A 17,160-nucleotide genomic window follows, 5' to 3' on the forward strand; every position below is an offset into this window, starting at 1 on the left:
TAAAAGGTGTTCCGGAATGTGCTGTTATCCATGGAATTCCTTAAGTGGAATGTGTAACGTTTAATGGTCGATCCAAGTTAATTTTATTCCTCCGGCTCTATAAGGCCAAGGGTTCCGTAGTGTTATTAATTTCATTAAATGGACCTTAAAGATTGGTCGTCTCCATTTTATGTAGGAAAAATGTGCTAATTTTAACAATTGGAAACGAATTTTAAACAAGTACTTGAATTTTAGGGCCATATGTATGTATTTCGACCTGGTCTTGTAGTTGGATATAATTAAAGGTACTTCTTTCATATTACTGATTTGGAAATACCAATAAACGTTAATTTTTGGAAATTTTTTCATTAATCTTAGGGATTGAGTATGCACAAAAATGATTTAAAATTAAGTGGGGAATATAATAAGATCTTTATTGAACAGGCACCTACGGCCATCGCGATGTTGGATAGGGACATGCGTTATATTGCAGTATCCCAACGCTGGATATCGGATTATAAAATGGAAGGCAAGGAAATAATTGGCCGTTCACATTATGATATATTTCCGGAAATTGGGGAAGATTGGAAAATAAACCACCAAAAATGTCTTAATGGAGCTATAGATATTTGTGAGGAGGCACCGTTTAAGCGTGCAGATGGGACTATACAGTGGATCTATTGGGATGTACGGCCTTGGTATATTTCGGAGGATAAGATTGGTGGTTTGCTTATGCATACCGGAGACATTACAATTCAGAAAGAAAAGGAAAGGGAAAGGGCCCGCATGATCGAAATATTGGACAAGACCAACGAAGTGGCCCGTATAGGTACTTGGGAAGTGAATCTTATAAAGAATGAAGTTTATTGGAGTAAGATGGTGTGTGAGATTCACGAGGTGCCCGAAGATTATAAACCGAGTTTGGAATCTGCCATAAACTTTTATAAGCAAGGAGAGAGTCGGGATACCATCCAAAGGGTAATGCAAGAAATCATGGCAACAGGGGAACCTTTTGATATTGAAGTTGAAATAGTGACTGCTAAAGGCGCTTCTATATGGGTACGGGCCATAGGAAATGGAGAATTTGTTGATGGAAAATGCGTTGGCCTTTTTGGGGTCTTCCAGGATATTAATAATAGAAAGTTGTCCGAGCATGCATTGAGTAAGGCCAATGCCGAATTAAGGGCCATATTCAATTCCAAGACCGTTGCCATTATCACAACCAACGATAAAGGGATTATAAACCGCTTCAATCATGGTGCGGAAAAATTATTGGGTTATTCTGCTTCTGAAATAATCGGAAAAAAAGCACCCGGTGTTTATACAGTGAAGGAAGAGGTGGAAAAATTCATGTTGGATATGTCCCTTAAATATGGACAAGACCCGCGTCATTTTGATCCTTTAAAGGAATTGGCAGAAAAAAATGAGTTTGATGTTAGGGAATGGACCTATATTAAGAAAGATGGTACTAGACTAACGGTTCAGGTAACATTATCGGCCATTAAAAATGAAGAAGGTGAATTGATCGGATTTTTAAATGTAGCCTCCGATATAACGGAAAGGAAACATGCGGAGGTTGAATTATTACGAAAAAATCAGCTACTCAATTTTGCGGAACGTTTAACCATGATCGGCAACTGGCAATGGAATACAATTACGAATGATGTGATATGGTCTTCCAATTTATATGAGATTTTTAATGTTGAAGAAGAGACTCGGTTGACTTACGATACCTATTTTTCATTCGTGCATCCTGAGGACAAGGAAATGGTAACAGACCATGTGCAATATTCCTTGAAGGAAAAAAAATTCCCGGATTTATTGCATCGGATCAAGTTAATGGATGGGACGGTAAAAAATATTCAGCTTTTGGCAGAAATTATAACCAATGACGCTGGGGAGGTAATTGAATTGGTAGGTACTTGTCAGGATGTAACGGAACAACGGATGGCGGAAATAAAATTTCGTGGACTGTTGGAATCGGCTCCTGATGCCATGGTGATCGTAAATGAAGCCGGGAAAATTCATATGATCAATAAGCAGGCGGAAAAATTATTTGGTTATAGTGCTAAGGAATTAGCGGGTGAACCCGTGGAAATTCTTATTCCCGAAGATTATAAGGGCAAACACTCCGAACATCGGTCGGATTTCTTTGCCAATCCCAAAACACGGGATATGGGTGAAGGAAAGGATTTATATGGAATTAACAGGAAAGGGGAATTAATTCCTATACAAATTAGTCTTAGCCCACTTAAAACGGAGGAAGGAGTATTGGTATCCGCTGCCATTAGGGATATTACGTCCCAAAAATTGGCAGAGCGAAGAATATTGAAGGCCAAGGAAGAACTGGAAATTTTTTCTAAAAAATTGGTTTCAAAAAACGCAAAATTGGCCGATTTCACCCATATAACCTCACACAACTTAAGAGCCCCGGTGAGCAACCTAAATTCACTTTTAGGTTTCTACAAACTTGCCGAAAGTGAAGAGGAGCGTGTGGATCTTTTTGAAAAATTTGAAACCGTTATAAATCACCTTACACTAACGCTCAATACCTTAGTAGAGGCCTTAAATATAAAGAAGGATAATACCGAGGAAACACTGGAGGATATTGAATTCAATTCGGTCATGGTTAAAACACAGGAAATATTATCTGGTGAAATTATGGGAACAGGGGCCGAAATTAAAAGTGATTTTACAAATTTTCCACAAATTGCCTATAATAAAATTTATTTAGAAAGTATTTTTCTTAACTTGGTAGGAAATGCCCTGAAATACAGGAGTTCCGATAGGGTACCTAAGATATTTGTGTCATCGGGTATTGAAAAAGGTATAAAGTTCCTGAAGGTTTCGGACAATGGGCAGGGTATCAATTTAAAAAGGCATGGGCATAAATTGTTTGGTCTAAACAAGGTCTTTCATAGACATCCCGATGCCAAGGGGATAGGTTTGTTCTTGACTAAAATGCAGGTCGAGGCGCATGGTGGGTCTATATCGGCAGAAAGTGAAGTAGATGTGGGTACCACCTTTAAAATTAATTTTAATTAGATATTTAGATATAATGAATAGTACTTTAAATGTATGTATTGTTGACGACGACGACATTTATCAGTTTACAATGGTAAAAACATTGCGATCCTTAAAGTTAACCGATAGTATTATGGTTTTTTCCGATGGAGAGGAGGCATTGGATTTTATGTTGGACAATCTACACAATGATAAGGAGCTTCCCGATGTGATTTTTTTGGATATTGACATGCCTATAATGGACGGATTTCAGTTTATGGAGGAATATGTAAGGATAAAGCCAAAGTTGGGAAAAAAAATAACGATATATATGGTGTCTTCATCTGTAGACCCCGTTGATATTGATAGGGCAAAGAAAATAAGTGAAATTACAGATTATATTGTGAAACCAATAACCCACGATCAGTTAACGGGTATTATCAGGGAATTGGATAGTAGCGGAGCATTGTAATTGAATTGCTTGTGGATTATATTTAAGCCCTTCGTTCATTGGAAGGGATTTTCATGTGCCTTATTCTCCTTTGTATAAGTTGGTAGGATTGTTCCATTATAATGGGGTGGTCAGTGGCAGGTGTAAAATAGAGTTATTCCGTTTCATAGTTGGATTTTAGGTAAGTAGGACAAACATATTGCCCTTTGCCCATAAATTATAAGGTCGTTGTTCCTTGGAAAGTAGATGCTTGTCTTTTCTTATATTCAACCGGTTCTTTTTAAGGTCCAGTCTTTAATTTCTGTAGTATTTCGGAGCGCTTTAATTATTACCTTGTTTTAAGGGGGGCAATACTAATTGGATAGGGGAGGGAGTATTCTTTGAAGTAAGCCGCATTAGTGATTGTAGCGGCATCCTTTTTTAGGCCAATGGGGAAAGTATTAAAAACATCTTTGATGTCCTGGGCATAAAAAAGATATAGCGGAAAGCACGGCCACTTTATGTTATTGCATAAAGTGGCAATGCCCCACCAAATAATTATAGTACGTTGTCCTTAATTTCTTCTACTACTTCTGGGTTTAGCAGAGTGCTGGTATCTCCCAAATTGTTCATGTCCCTACTGGCAATCTTACGCAATATACGTCTCATGATCTTGCCGGACCGGGTCTTGGGCAAGCCAGAAGTGAATTGTATCTTATCCAGTTTGGCAATGGGGCCTATGTGCTCCGTAATGATTTGGTTGATCTCGCTCCTTAAATTATCGTGGTTACGTGATTCTCCCGTTTCTTTAAGGATTACATAGCCATAAAGGGCATTGCCCTTTATATCATGAGGGAAACCTACTATAGCAGATTCCGCCACGGCAGGGTGTTCGTTTATGGCATCCTCTATTGGGGCGGTACCCAGGTTGTGGCCAGATACGATGATTACGTCATCTACACGACCGGTAATCCTGTAATATCCCACCTCGTCCCTTAACGCGCCATCCCCAGAAAAGTATTTGTTGGGAAAGGCTGTGAAATAGGTTTCCTTATACCGATCGTGATTGCCCCAAATGGTACGTGCCATTCCCGGCCATGGGAACTTGATACAAAGCCGACCTTCTACTTGGTTGCCTTTGAGTTCTTGGCCCTGCTCGTCCATCAATGCCGGTTGTATCCCAATAAATGGGAGGGTAGCATAGGTGGGTTTGGTGGGGGTTACATAAGGTATGGGAGTTATCATAATGCCTCCTGTTTCTGTTTGCCACCAAGTATCCACAATTGGACTATTCTTTTTACCTATAACATCATTGTACCAATGCCAAGCCTCTTCGTTGATGGGTTCTCCAACGGAGCCCAATACTTTTAAAGAAGAGAGGTCGTGTTTTTCTGCAAAGGATATGTTTTGTTTAGCCAAGGCCCGTATAGCTGTAGGTGCCGTATAAAATTGGTTCACCTTGTGTTTTTCCACAATTTCCCAGAAGCGCCCAAAATCTGGATAACTGGGTACCCCCTCGAACATAATGGTAGTGGCGCCATTGGCCAAGGGACCGTAAACAATATAACTGTGCCCGGTAATCCAACCGATATCGGCGGTACACCAATAGACATCGTTTTCGGTATACTGAAAAACATTTTTGAACGTATAGGCCGTATACACCAAATAGCCAGCGGTAGTATGTACCATTCCCTTAGGTTTTCCTGTGGAACCAGAGGTGTACAATATGAATAAAGGGTCTTCGGCATTCATTATTTCAGGAACACAATCCAAATAGGCATTCTCCAACAAAGGTTGGAGCCATTTATCGCGACCTTCCTTCATGTTTATTTCGGCATTGGTACGCTTTACCACCAAAACCGTTTCAACCCCGGGGCAATCCTCAAGTCCCTCGTCTACAATTCCTTTAAGGTCAATGGATTTTGCCCCTCTATAGGAGCCATCTGAAGTTATAACCAGTTTGCAGTCACTGTCATTGATGCGTGTGGACAGTGCGGTTGCCGAGAACCCTGCAAACACTACTGAATGAACAGCCCCTATTCTGGCACAGGCCAAAAGGGCAATGGACAATTCCGGAATCATGGGAAGGTAAATACACACCCGATCCCCTTTTTTAATGCCTTGGTCCTTTAATACATTGGCCAATTGGCAGACGCGCTCGTGTAATTGATGATAGGTAATATGCTGGGCTTCCTCCTCCGGATTGTTAGGCTCAAATATAATGGCCGTTTTTTCGCCTCGGGTAAGGAGATGCCTATCTATACAATTTTCAGTAATGTTAAGCTGCGCACCTTGAAACCATTTTATCTCCGGCTTTTCAAAATCCCAACTTAAAACTTTGTCCCATTTTTTTCTCCATAAAAAATGTTCTTCGGCCACTTCACCCCAGAAATTTTCTGGTTCTCGAACCGATTTTCGATAAACTTGGTAGTACTCTTCTAAATGTTTAATGTGATAATTGCTCATCGTGTTTAAAAAATTTCTATAAATTTATATAAATCATCCATAAAAGAACGGTTTCATTCAAGGATTTTATTATGGAAAGGCTGTTTTTCTGAGAAACTCTTAAAACGGTCAAAGTCGGGATGACCAATTTATTGGCACCGCCAAAGGTATAATACCCCGAGGCTTGCCTCGAAAATTAAAGTTCGCTTCCTATGAATGCCTCGTGGGCTTGCCCCGAGGTAGTTTACTTTTCCGTTATTAAATAGGCAAAAAGCCTTAATAATGGTTGTAAGTTTCCAGGAAGCTGCCCTTAACCTTTCCACAAGACCGTTAGTGGTCCACGGCTTCTCCAGCACCACTGGGAATCCTTATATTCTCTACTATTTCCTGCACTTCCTCTGGAGGTTCCGGGGTAAATCTATTGATGACCAAAGCCACCACAAAGTTCACGATCATGGCAACGGTTCCAAAGCCTTCTGGCGATATCCCGAACCACCATTCCGACTTATCCGGGATTTCTCCCAACCAGCCCAATTTAAATTTGGCCATATAAAATAGCATTAGACTAATTCCTACTATCATACCGCCGATTGCACCTTCCTTGTTCATTTTTTTATAAAAAATTCCAAGGACGATGGCAGGAAAGAAGGATGCGGCCGCCAGTCCAAAGGCAAGGGCCACTACAGCCGCCACAAAGCCAGGGGGGTGGATTCCAAAATACCCTGCAATTACAACTGCTACGGTAGCGGCACCCCTTGCTGCCCAAAGTTCGCCTTTTTCAGAAATATTGGGTTTAAAAACTTTTTTGATCAAATCATGGGAAACGGAGGCCGAAATAACCAATAACAGTCCGGCAGCGGTACTCAATGCTGCTGCCAGTCCTCCTGCAGCCACTAGGGCAATTACCCAAGCGGGAAGGTTGGCTATCTCTGGATTGGCCAGCACCATAATATCATTATCCACCGTTAGTTCGTTCTTGTCTTTATCGGCCACGTATTGAATGATGCCATCCTTGTTTTTGTCATCAAAGGTCAATAATCCCGTTTCTTCCCAGTTTTTGAACCAGGCAGGCATAAGGCTGTATTCTTCATTGCTCACCGTATCTATTAAGTTTATTTTGGCAAAAACGGAAACAGCGGGGGCGGTGGTGTAAAGTATTGCGATAAGCAACAAGGCCAGTCCGGCAGATTTCCTGGCATCCTTAACTCTTTTAACAGTAAAGAACCTAACAATAACATGGGGCAATCCTGCCGTGCCTACCATCAAAGCCAAGGTGATGGCAAAAACATCGATGACCGATTTGGTTCCATCTGTATATTCGGCAAAACCCAACTCGGTGGAGAGTCCGTTTAACCTATCCATTAAAAAGGTTCCGGAACCATCGTTTAAGGTAGATCCCATTCCAAGTTGCGGAACAGGATTGCCTGTCATTTGGAAGGATATAAAAATAGCCGGGACCATAAAGGCAAATATAAGTACACAGTATTGTGCTACCTGGGTATAGGTGATTCCCTTCATGCCCCCTAAAACGGCATAAAAAAGTACTATGATCATACCAATGATCACCCCGGTATTGATATCAACCTGCAAAAATCTGGAGAAGACTACCCCTACACCGCGCATTTGTCCGGCCACATAGGTAAAGGAAACTATTAAGGCGCAGAAAACGGCCACCATACGTGCGGTGTTGGAATAGTAGCGATCCCCTATAAAATCGGGAACGGTAAACTTTCCGAATTTCCGCAAATAGGGGGCAAGGAGTAAAGCCAATAGCACATATCCTCCGGTCCAGCCCATCAGATAAACGGAACCGTCATAACCTGCAAATGCAATTATTCCGGCCATGGAAATAAAGCTGGCTGCGGACATCCAATCGGCTGCCGTTGCCATTCCGTTGGCAAGTGGGGATACACCTCCACCGGCAACATAAAATTCTTTGGTTGATCCGGCCCTGGACCAGATAGCTATTCCAATATATAGGGTAAAGGTGATTCCTACGAGAAGGTACGTCCAGACTTGAACACTCATTTTTTAAGTTTTTTGGTTGATATTTTGGATTATATTTTTTGTCAATTGGGTGGTAGGCCCAAAGGGATTTTGGTGTTGATAAGAGAATTTGGAAGAATCAAAACGCCTATTCGTTGTAACCATACTTTTTGTCCAACTTGTTCATAAGACGAACATAAACAAAAATCAATACTACAAAGACATATATAGAGCCTTGTTGGGCAAACCAAAAGCCCAATTTGAAGCCACCAATCTTTATATTGTTCAAGGCATCTTTAAAGATGATTCCGGCCCCAAATGATACTGCAAACCATATGGCTAGAAGAATAAACAGATAGCGTACATTTTCCTTCCAATAGGCGGTTGCCTTTTTTTGTTTTTCACTCATTTTTACCCTTTTGTTAGATGTTGGTAGATTGATTAGGTACCCAAGATAAGTATTTGAATTAATATACCAAACGATATGTTTTATGCCGGCAAATAAATAACCCCACCATAACAATCCCTTTTGGCACCCGTTACGGAACTCAGGCAATTGTTTTTTTGTTCTTCCCGCAAAACGCCCATGAGGGCAAATACCAGAGCTTCCTTGAATTCGATCAGCGTTTTTGATGGGGAAACAACCATTGTTTCAGGACCCAATTTTTCTTGTAGGCAGTCCATCAGAAAAGTGTTTAAAGCACCTCCCCCGGTAACAAATAAGCTTCTATTTGTTTTATTATTCTGAGTATTTACCTGTATGGCTATCTGATCACAAATATGGTGAATGGCAGTGTGCAGTAAATTTTCAATGGAATCCGAAGTGGAATCCACTATGGGTACTACTTTCTCCACAAACCATTCAAAACCTATAGATTTGGGAAATGGCAATTTATAGAACTCCAAGTTGTTCAGACGGTCCAGCATGGGTTGATTTATTTTTCCCGTTCGTGCCAAGGAGCCTCCTTTGTCGTAATTGAGTTTTATTTTTTGGGTGATATGGTTAAGGATCATATTGGCGAGTCCTATGTCGTATGCCCGTCTCTTGCCGTTTTGCTCAAAAGAAATATTACTTATTCCACCAAGATTAAGGCAATAGTGATATTGCCCAAAAAAGAGTTGATCGCCAATGGGTACCAAAGGTGCACCCTGTCCTCCCAATGCAAGGTCGTTGGTACGGAAGTCGCAGATCACCTTGGTGGCACTTTCGTTGGCCAGGTGTTGGCCAGAACCTATTTGAAAAGTAAGTCCGTTTTGGGGTTGGTGGTGGGTGGTATGGCCATGGCTGGCTATAAAATCGACTTCCAGCCCATGAGATTCTATAAATTCCTTGGTTTGTATTCCCAACCAAGTTCCATAGGAATTATGGAATCGCAGCAATTGGTCTGCTGGGAGGAAAATTGAATTTTTTAGTTTTTCCTGCATTTCTTCGTTATACGAAATACTATGGGTCTGTTTAATTTCAAAATCCCAAGCGTTGGAGGTCTCCCATATATGGCAATATGCAAGGTCCAACCCGTCCAAGGAGGTGCCGGACATTAACCCTATAACTTTATATATCTTCATCTTTAACCTAATAGTGTTGTTTTAGTTTATAATTGGGGCATTTTATTACGAGAGTATAAATATTACGGAAACGGGTTTGTTGTTATCGTTGTTGACTTCTTGACATTGATGTAATTGAAGTCCGGCTTTCTTGAAGACGGACATCCATGATTCAAAAGTACGGGCGTACCAAGAGTGGCCTTCTGTGAAATTGCCGGGAAGTCCTTTCCAGGAATCGTTGATCCATTGACTTTTGTACCCCAAATCATTTTCTAAAAGGAAAAAAGGATGAAGGGTCTGGATGGCGATATAACCATTTTCCGATAGCGATTTTTTTACTTGCCTTAGGAGTTGGCTGAGCCCTTCCCTTTGATAAAGGCAAAAGTTGAAAACAGCTGCATCATAGGGTGCTTTAGGGATAGGGTTTTCCAATATTATTTCTTCGTAGGACATTTGAAAATAGGTTCCTTGACCTTTGTTTTTTGCATTTTCCAATAATTGGGGAATGGCATCCATTCCTACTGCAGATTTTCCCATCCCCATCAAGGTTCTAGTGAGCCAACCTTCGCCACAGCCCATATCCAATATTTTAATTGCAGAAGAATTTCCTAAAACATCCAATATGGCTTTATTGGTGAATTTTCTGGATTCGATTTCGGCATTGTCAATTACCTTGATCCACTCAAGGGCATTTTTATTCCAAGAATCGATTGTGTTTTTTTCCATGTCCATTAATTCTTTTTAGGGTTGAGAGAAACAGCTAGGCCTCCCTTTGCTTTTTGATTTCCCATGAAATGGGCAAAGGCCATATCCTGAAATTCCGAAAAATTTTGATAACCCAATACTATGGCTTCGGCCGATTTATAATTGATGAGGTTGAGCACATAAGGGTTTCCAAACACATATAGAACAACTTTTTTTATTTTTAGCAATTGCCGAAGCAACTCCAGTTCTTCGGTTTTGAGGTCAAAATTGTTCTGGGGTTTTACTTTTGGTGGGTAAAGGGCTATTAAAATGTTATTCTTATTTTGAGGTCCTTCACGGGCTATTTTGGCTACCTTTTCTGCAAATATTTGATTGGCTGGTTCCCCAAAGACAAGACAGGAAAAACCATCATTTTTAAATGTATGTACAAGGCTCTCACTACCGGTAAATAAGGTGATGCTCTCCCTGGCCAATCTTTTATTTAGGGCAGTGGGAGCTTCCGTGCCAAAGTCAATTGGTTCGGGGGGCGTGAAGGCATGCTCCTTTAATCTCCATATCCGTTTAAATCGAACTTCTATTTCAGCAGGGTCTGCATTTTCCAATATTTTTAGAATTCCTTCCACCGTGTTCTCTGCAAAACAAAGGATATCGTTGCCAGCGTCGAAAGCCTGCCATTCCAGTTGCCCTTTTTCGGGGAACATTTTGCTAACGCTGTGCATGTTCAAGGCATCGGAGATGACCACACCGTTAAAATTCAGCTCTTGGCGTAAGAGTCCCTTAATTATGGTTTTGGAAATGGTGGCCGGTACGCCTTCTCCGTTATCCAAAGAGGGAACGGATAAATGACCGACCATAACGCTATCCACTCCATTTTTTATGATCTCGCTAAAGGGATAGAGTTCGTTTTCCATCAGGGCTTCCTTGGATTTTTTAATGATTGGTAAGCCAAGGTGGGAATCGGTTGCGGTATCCCCATGTCCTGGGAAATGTTTGATGCAGCTTAAAACACCTACACTTTTAGCTCCTTTGATAAAGGCAATTGCTTTTTTGGTAACGTTTAATTTATCCTCGCCAAAAGAGCGGTAACCAATTACTGGATTATTGGGATTGTTGTTGATGTCTACCACTGGGGCCAAATTCCAATGTATACCGGCTTCCTTGCAGTCGCGGGCTATTTGTTGTCCCACTTTAAAAATAAGCTCATCGTTGTCTTGAATGGCCCCTAGCGTTATAGCATAGGGGTATTGGGGAGTGTTTTCTATGCGCATGGCCAATCCCCATTCCGCATCAATACATATGAGCAATGGATATTTTGCCGCTTTTTGATAGCGTTGTATAAGGGTTTTAAGGGTGGAAAGGCTTTGTTCGTTATATACGATTCTCTTTTTGCCTTCAAAATTAGTGGCGGCACTGGCCCTGCTATGAAAAAAACAGAGTCCACCTACATGCTGTTCGGCAATAAGGTTTTCCAATTCCCGAATCTCCTCCTCCTTATCATTGATGAAGGCGGCAGGCATAAATAGTTGCCCAAGTTTTTCCCTTAGGGAAAGCGTGTTGGTTGCCGTTTTGTATGAGTCTATATTAAATAACATCGGTATTCGTCTTTTTGCCGTAATCGGCTGGGTATTTAATAAATCTTAAAAGAAAAAGGGCTGGTAGGGCAGCAATAACCACCCAAACAAAAAAACCACCATATCCGAGCCATTCCTGAATGTAACCGCTGATCATTCCGGGCAGCATCATACCTAGGGCCATAAAACCGGTTGCAATGGCATAGTGCGAGGTTTTTGAAATTCCCTCGGCAATATAGATGAGGAAGATTAGAAAGGCGGCAAATCCAAACCCATATCCAAACTGCTCCAATACTACCGTTGCAACCACAGCTACTATACTGGTGGTTTTGGTCAGTGCAAGAATTGCATACATGGCATTGGGTACATTCAAAGACAGGACCATGGGCAGCATCCATTTTTTTAGTCCATCCTTGGAAATCAAGATTCCTCCGAGGATACCTCCCAAGGACAACATAATTACTCCGACCGTTCCGTAAATGGTCCCGACCGCCTCCGTGGAATATTCCAATCCTCCAGCTGAAGTTTTATCCAGCAAAAAGGGGGCAGCCATTTTTACCAACTGGGATTCTCCAAGACGATAACTTAAAATAAATGCCAAGGCAATTCCAATATTGGGTTTCTTAAAAAAGGAAATAAATACATCCAAAAATCCCTCAGGTTTAACATGGACAATAGCTTCGGATGTTTCATATTTTGGAGTGACAAAAAAGTTGGCAATGGTCAATATCAACATTAAAACGGCAGCGGCGATCATAGTAACGGACCATGCCTTGGTATTGTCCCCGTAGTAGTTTTCCAAAAATCCGGCAAGGATAACAATGAGTCCTTGGCCAGTAATCATTGCCAACCTGTAAAAGGTACTTCGCATGCCCACAAAGAAGGCTTGTTTCTTCTCTGTAAGCCCCAACATATAATATCCGTCAGATGCAATATCGTTGGTTGCGGAAGCAAAAGCCGCCATCCAAAAACAGGCCAAAGTAGTGGTAAAGAATATGGATGAAGGAATGGTTAGTCCCACTCCCAAGATAGCAAGGGAAATTATTAATTGCATGCTCAAAAACCATTTTCGTTTGGTGCCATTGAGGTCCACAAACGGACTCCAAAGGGGTTTCAATACCCATGGAAGGTAAAGCCAGCTGGTGTATAAACCTATATCTGAGTTGCTGATACCCAGTTTTTTATACATTATTACCGAAACTGTAACTACAAGTACGTATGGAATGCCTTGTGTGAAGTATAAAACAGGAACCCATGCCCATGCCCACTTGTCTTTTTGAATCATTTTGTTGGATTTTTATTTTCTAAAATTGATTTTATTTTGTTGTTCATGAAGATATTATATCTTCTTTGACATTAATTTATTCTGATGATTTGGGGTTTACTTTCCTGTCCAAAATTATTTATAAATGTTAAGGCCAAAAGTTTTTTTCCTTTGAATCCTGAACTGTCAAAACTGAAATGTTCGGAGTCCGAAAGTGGTATTTTTTCCACTAATCTATCCGTGTTTTCCAGACTTAATTTTGATTCTTTTTTGGCAAGATACACCAGCGCATATCTTAAATTTTGTCTTTCCGTGGATGGTAAACTGAAATGTAGAAGTCCGTCTTTCTCTTCAAACTCGGTTTCTACAATCTCATTGTCAAATACATTTTTTTGAAGGGGCGAGGTAGGGGGCAAAGCGATATTGTTATAGTATTTTTTCTTCAATATTTTGAGCACATCCTCTTTGTTGGACATTAGGGATTTGGCACTGAAAAACACATTGCCGATTACGTTTTTATTTTTCCTGGCAAATCTTATTTGGTTGGGAAGTTCTTTTTTCCTGTCCCAAGCTTTGTCACTATTGTTTCTTATTTTGTAAGGTCCGTTGCCAATATATAGGTTGGTGTTATGGCTGTTTTTGGACCACCAGTCCACAATTTTTTTATGGGATGCCACGGGTAGATCCATGCTCCAGTATACCTGGGGTACCAAATAGTCTATCCAACCCATTTTCATCCATAACAACGGATCGGCGTACAGGTCCTCATAAGTGGTCTGACCCGCTTTGGTATCGGATCCTCGCGGGTCGGTAGAGTTGTTTTTCCACACTCCGAACGGACTGATGCCGAACTGTACCCAAGGCTTTATGTTTTTTATGGTTTTATGTACGTTTTTTACCAGACTGTCTATATTGCTTCTTCTCCAATCTTCCATGGACTGTTGTGGTTGTGCGTATTTGGAAAAGGTTTCCGTATCCTCAAAAGTTTCATCCGTTATTTTATAGGGGTAAAAATAATCGTCAAAGTGAACGGCATCTACATCGTAATTGGCAACTACTTCTCCCATTATGTTTGTTAAATGCTGTTGTACTTCCGGTAGGCCAGGATTGTAATAGTATTTTTTTCCGTATTTCAGCATCCAATCTGGATGTAGGTTGTAATCATGGTCCTTACTTAAGATTTCCAGTTTTTCGTCGAACGTGGCTCGGTAAGGGTTAAGCCATGCGTGAAACTCCATTCCTCTGGCATGAGCTTCCTGTATCATCCAATGTAATGGGTCGTAATAAGGTTCGGGGGCAGTGCCTTCATTACCGGTCAAAAATCTTGACCAAGGTGAGTACTGGGATGGATAAAAGGCGTCACCAGCGGCTCTAATTTGCACTATTACGGCATTAAAATTTAAATCTTTATAAAAATCAAGGATCTTTAAATAGTCGAGTTTCTGTTTTTCAATATCGTCAAGGCCGCTTTTTGGCCAATCGATATTGACTACGGTGGCTATCCATACCCCCCTGAATTCATGTTTGGGTGTTGGTATGGAGGGTTTGAATACCGAGCAGGAGGTGAGTGCTAATGCAAGTAATATGGCAATAAAATTTTTAGGCATAGGTTAAAGTGAAAAATGGATTAAATCACATAATAAAAACTAAAAATAGGTTTTTATTATGTGATTTAGGTATAAATAACCAATGTCGATTATGATGGTTTGGTATATTATTTCAGATATAGTTTGGGTCAAGTTTGATTGTTTTGATATCAAATGACGTATTTTTGTAATAGGAATTAAAAAAAAATCACTAATGTTTAAATACCAGAAAATAACCGAATTACCATCAAATTATACGGACCTGGAATTGATGGATACAGCAACCATCCTGAAGAATATGAACAAGGAGGACCAATTGATAGCCAATGCCGTAGCCTTGGTTATACCGGAAGTGACCAAACTGGTGGATGCCCTTAAGGAAAGATTCGATAAAGGTGGTAGGCTTTTTTATATAGGTGCCGGAACCAGTGGCCGTTTGGGTATATTGGATGCCTCGGAAATCCCTCCTACTTTTGGATTGTCCCATGATCATGTCATTGGACTGATTGCCGGTGGTGATGTGGCGATTAGAAAGGCCGTTGAAAATGCCGAGGATGATACCGTTCAGGCTTGGAAGGATTTGGAAGCTTATGATATAACCAAGAACGATACAGTGGTAGGAATAGCCGCATCGGGAACTACCCCATATGTTATTGGAGGGGTAAAGGAGGCGGCTTCCCATGGATTACTGACCGCATGTATCACCAATAATCCAGGATCTCCCTTGACCCAAGTCGTTGAAATCCCGATCGCAGTAAACGTAGGGCCCGAATTTCTTACGGGAAGTACGCGGATGAAAAGTGGTACATCACAAAAGTTGGTACTCAATATGATTTCCACAGCTTTGATGATCAGGATTGGTAGGGTGAAGGGCAATAAAATGGTAAATATGCAACTGACCAATGAAAAGTTGGTGGATCGTGGAACCCGATATTTGGTTGAGGAATTAAAAATAGGTTACACCGAGGCCGAGAAACTATTAAAGAAATATGGTTCTGTAAAGAATGCCATAGAAGCGGGTAAGGGCTGAACTATTTATTCACATTGATACTAACCTCTTCAGGGGTTACTATGCTGTCACTTTTATTTCCCCAAGAGTTTAGGATATAGTTCATGACATCTGCAATTTCCTCATCTTCCAATCCCATTGGGGGCATAATGTTGTTATAGGCTACTCCATTTACCAATATATAACCTTGTTGGCCGTATTTTACACCCCTAATACTTTCTTCCCTTTTGTTTAATAAGAAATCTGATTTTGCCAATGGAGGGAATGTTTTTTCAACACCCTCCCCATTCGCCATATGGCAGTTTATACAAAAGTCAGAATAGATATCCGCACCTCTCTCAATGCTTTCCTCCAATTCCTTGTCTTGGAACATTAAAATGGTTAACAAGGAAATAGATGAAATATAAGTTAAAAGCAAAAGCTTCATGTGTTACTTTTTAGGATAATGATATGTGAGAAAGAAGTATTATTTTTTTGGTGCCAGTTTATAGATTCCCTTGCCTTCCACGGCCACGTATATGAAACCGTCCGGGGCTTGTCTAACGTCCCGAATACGTCCCAAGTTGGGCATTAGTTTTTCTCTGTAAACAACTTTATTGCCCTTTAGCTCAAGCCTTTCCAAGTATTGAAACTTTAGGGAGCCAATTAATAAATTACCTTTCCAATCAGGGTATTTTTCCGAGGTAACAAAAGCCATACCACTGGGTGCTATGGATGGCACCCAATAGTGTATTGGCTGCTCCATGCCTTCCATTTCGGTCTTGTCGGTAATAGGGGTGCCACTGTAGTTGATACCGTAGGTAATTACCGGCCAACCATAATTCTTTCCTTTTTCAATAATGTTTATTTCATCCCCGCCCTGTGGACCGTGTTCGTTGTCCCAGATTTCCCCGGTCATTGGGTTTTTAATCAGACCTTGTGGGTTTCTATGTCCATAGCTATATATGGCAGTTTTTGCCCCTTCGGTGTTTACAAAAGGATTGTCGGAAGGAATGCTCCCGTCCGCGTTTAAACGATATATTTTACCGCCATCCCTGGTAATATCCTGGGGGTTAACGTCCCGGTCTCCACGTTCTCCAATGGAAAAGAATAGATAGCCCTTATCATCAAAGGTGATTCTGGAACCAAAATGCTGACCTTTGGTAGTGTTGGGGGTGGCCTTGTACAATAATTGGGTATCGGTAAGGCTGTTGTTGTTCAACTTTGCCCTAATAATGGCCGTATTCCCCCCCTTTTCATCACCTTCTTCGGAAGCATAGGATATATAGATCCATCCATTGTTGGCGTAATCGGGATGTAGGACAACATCCAACAGCCCTCCTTGGCCCCTAACATATACCGGAGGAACATTGTCCACTATATTTTTTTTGCCATCCTTAAAATGGATCAATTGACCAGCCTTTTCCGTGATGAGCATACTACCATCCGGAAGAAAGGTAAATCCCCACGGTAGTTGTAGTTCATCGATTATTAGCTCAGTGGTGAACGGTGGATTATCTATGTTATTTACCTCATTTTCAGATTGTTGTGCACAAGATAAATTCAAAAACATTAAGGCAATGATTATAATTGGGATACTATTTTTCATAATTCAACGTTAAATAATTAATAATGTAGCTTAGAACGATAAAGATAAA

The 17,160-nt window shown here is 40.8% G+C and carries 13 protein-coding genes; 3 read left to right on the forward strand and 10 right to left on the reverse strand.

What is annotated here, in order from left to right:
- Nucleotides 1-366 precede the first annotated feature (366 nt).
- Complete coding sequence (locus QSE00_RS22260; RefSeq protein ID WP_286107559.1) at nucleotides 367-3,024, forward strand: PAS domain S-box protein; 2,658 nt, start codon at nucleotides 367-369, stop codon at nucleotides 3,022-3,024.
- 13 nt (nucleotides 3,025-3,037) lie between these two features.
- Entirely contained in the window at nucleotides 3,038-3,454 is a 417-nt protein-coding gene (locus QSE00_RS22265) for a response regulator (RefSeq protein ID WP_110355872.1), read from the forward strand.
- A gap of 516 nt (nucleotides 3,455-3,970) precedes the next feature.
- Here QSE00_RS22265 and acs read toward each other — a convergent pair.
- The 8 genes from acs to QSE00_RS22305 form a co-directional block, all read right to left on the reverse strand.
- Nucleotides 3,971-5,878 (reverse strand): acetate--CoA ligase, encoded by a 1,908-nt coding sequence (gene acs / locus QSE00_RS22270; RefSeq protein ID WP_286107560.1) that lies wholly within the window; start codon nucleotides 5,876-5,878, stop codon nucleotides 3,971-3,973.
- A 309-nt stretch (nucleotides 5,879-6,187) separates the two neighbouring features.
- Nucleotides 6,188-7,885 carry a sodium:solute symporter family protein gene (locus QSE00_RS22275; RefSeq protein ID WP_286107561.1) on the reverse strand — a complete coding sequence of 566 codons (1,698 nt, stop codon included), beginning with the start codon at nucleotides 7,883-7,885 and terminating at the stop codon, nucleotides 6,188-6,190.
- 106 nt (nucleotides 7,886-7,991) lie between these two features.
- A complete protein-coding gene (locus tag QSE00_RS22280; protein WP_110356061.1) occupies nucleotides 7,992-8,252 on the reverse strand; it encodes a DUF4212 domain-containing protein in 261 nt (86 codons plus the stop codon).
- A gap of 80 nt (nucleotides 8,253-8,332) precedes the next feature.
- Nucleotides 8,333-9,409, reverse strand: coding sequence for an anhydro-N-acetylmuramic acid kinase (locus tag QSE00_RS22285; protein WP_286107562.1), 1,077 nt, complete (start codon nucleotides 9,407-9,409; stop codon nucleotides 8,333-8,335).
- Nucleotides 9,410-9,454: 45 nt separating this feature from the next.
- Nucleotides 9,455-10,114 (reverse strand): class I SAM-dependent methyltransferase, encoded by a 660-nt coding sequence (locus QSE00_RS22290; RefSeq protein WP_286107563.1) that lies wholly within the window; start codon nucleotides 10,112-10,114, stop codon nucleotides 9,455-9,457.
- A 5-nt stretch (nucleotides 10,115-10,119) separates the two neighbouring features.
- Entirely contained in the window at nucleotides 10,120-11,685 is a 1,566-nt protein-coding gene (locus QSE00_RS22295) for a glycoside hydrolase family 3 protein (protein ID WP_286107564.1), read from the reverse strand.
- Nucleotides 11,675-12,949 (reverse strand): MFS transporter, encoded by a 1,275-nt coding sequence (locus QSE00_RS22300; protein ID WP_286107565.1) that lies wholly within the window; start codon nucleotides 12,947-12,949, stop codon nucleotides 11,675-11,677. The genes QSE00_RS22295 and QSE00_RS22300 overlap by 11 nt, the downstream gene beginning before the upstream one ends.
- A gap of 71 nt (nucleotides 12,950-13,020) precedes the next feature.
- Nucleotides 13,021-14,535, reverse strand: a complete 1,515-nt coding sequence (locus QSE00_RS22305; protein ID WP_286107566.1) for a glycoside hydrolase family 10 protein — start codon at nucleotides 14,533-14,535, stop codon at nucleotides 13,021-13,023.
- Nucleotides 14,536-14,728: 193 nt separating this feature from the next.
- Between QSE00_RS22305 and QSE00_RS22310 the strand changes: the two genes are divergently transcribed.
- On the forward strand, nucleotides 14,729-15,544 hold the full coding sequence (locus QSE00_RS22310) for an N-acetylmuramic acid 6-phosphate etherase (RefSeq protein WP_286107567.1): 816 nt from the start codon (nucleotides 14,729-14,731) through the stop codon (nucleotides 15,542-15,544).
- Between the two features lies 1 nt (nucleotide 15,545).
- Here QSE00_RS22310 and QSE00_RS22315 read toward each other — a convergent pair whose 3' ends face one another.
- Nucleotides 15,546-15,950: a c-type cytochrome gene (locus QSE00_RS22315; protein WP_110355861.1), complete on the reverse strand. Its 405-nt coding sequence runs from the start codon at nucleotides 15,948-15,950 to the stop codon at nucleotides 15,546-15,548.
- Between the two features lie 39 nt (nucleotides 15,951-15,989).
- Nucleotides 15,990-17,111, reverse strand: coding sequence for a PQQ-dependent sugar dehydrogenase (locus QSE00_RS22320; RefSeq protein ID WP_286107568.1), 1,122 nt, complete (start codon nucleotides 17,109-17,111; stop codon nucleotides 15,990-15,992).
- Between the last annotated feature and the right edge of the window lie 49 nt (nucleotides 17,112-17,160).

It is taken from the genome of Arenibacter flavimaris (assembly GCF_030291335.1).
Classification (GTDB): domain Bacteria; phylum Bacteroidota; class Bacteroidia; order Flavobacteriales; family Flavobacteriaceae; genus Arenibacter.

Coding starts and splice junctions, on each gene's coding strand:
- QSE00_RS22300 (WP_286107565.1), bottom strand. CDS start 12,949: ATGATTCAAAAAGACAAGTGGGCATGGGCATGGGTTCCTGTTTTATAC.
- QSE00_RS22290 (WP_286107563.1), bottom strand. CDS start 10,114: ATGGAAAAAAACACAATCGATTCTTGGAATAAAAATGCCCTTGAGTGG.
- QSE00_RS22265 (WP_110355872.1), top strand. CDS start 3,038: ATGAATAGTACTTTAAATGTATGTATTGTTGACGACGACGACATTTAT.
- QSE00_RS22285 (WP_286107562.1), bottom strand. CDS start 9,409: ATGAAGATATATAAAGTTATAGGGTTAATGTCCGGCACCTCCTTGGAC.
- QSE00_RS22280 (WP_110356061.1), bottom strand. CDS start 8,252: ATGAGTGAAAAACAAAAAAAGGCAACCGCCTATTGGAAGGAAAATGTA.
- QSE00_RS22315 (WP_110355861.1), bottom strand. CDS start 15,950: ATGAAGCTTTTGCTTTTAACTTATATTTCATCTATTTCCTTGTTAACC.
- QSE00_RS22260 (WP_286107559.1), top strand. CDS start 367: ATGCACAAAAATGATTTAAAATTAAGTGGGGAATATAATAAGATCTTT.
- QSE00_RS22275 (WP_286107561.1), bottom strand. CDS start 7,885: ATGAGTGTTCAAGTCTGGACGTACCTTCTCGTAGGAATCACCTTTACC.
- acs (WP_286107560.1), bottom strand. CDS start 5,878: ATGAGCAATTATCACATTAAACATTTAGAAGAGTACTACCAAGTTTAT.
- QSE00_RS22295 (WP_286107564.1), bottom strand. CDS start 11,685: ATGTTATTTAATATAGACTCATACAAAACGGCAACCAACACGCTTTCC.
- QSE00_RS22305 (WP_286107566.1), bottom strand. CDS start 14,535: ATGCCTAAAAATTTTATTGCCATATTACTTGCATTAGCACTCACCTCC.
- QSE00_RS22320 (WP_286107568.1), bottom strand. CDS start 17,111: ATGAAAAATAGTATCCCAATTATAATCATTGCCTTAATGTTTTTGAAT.
- QSE00_RS22310 (WP_286107567.1), top strand. CDS start 14,729: ATGTTTAAATACCAGAAAATAACCGAATTACCATCAAATTATACGGAC.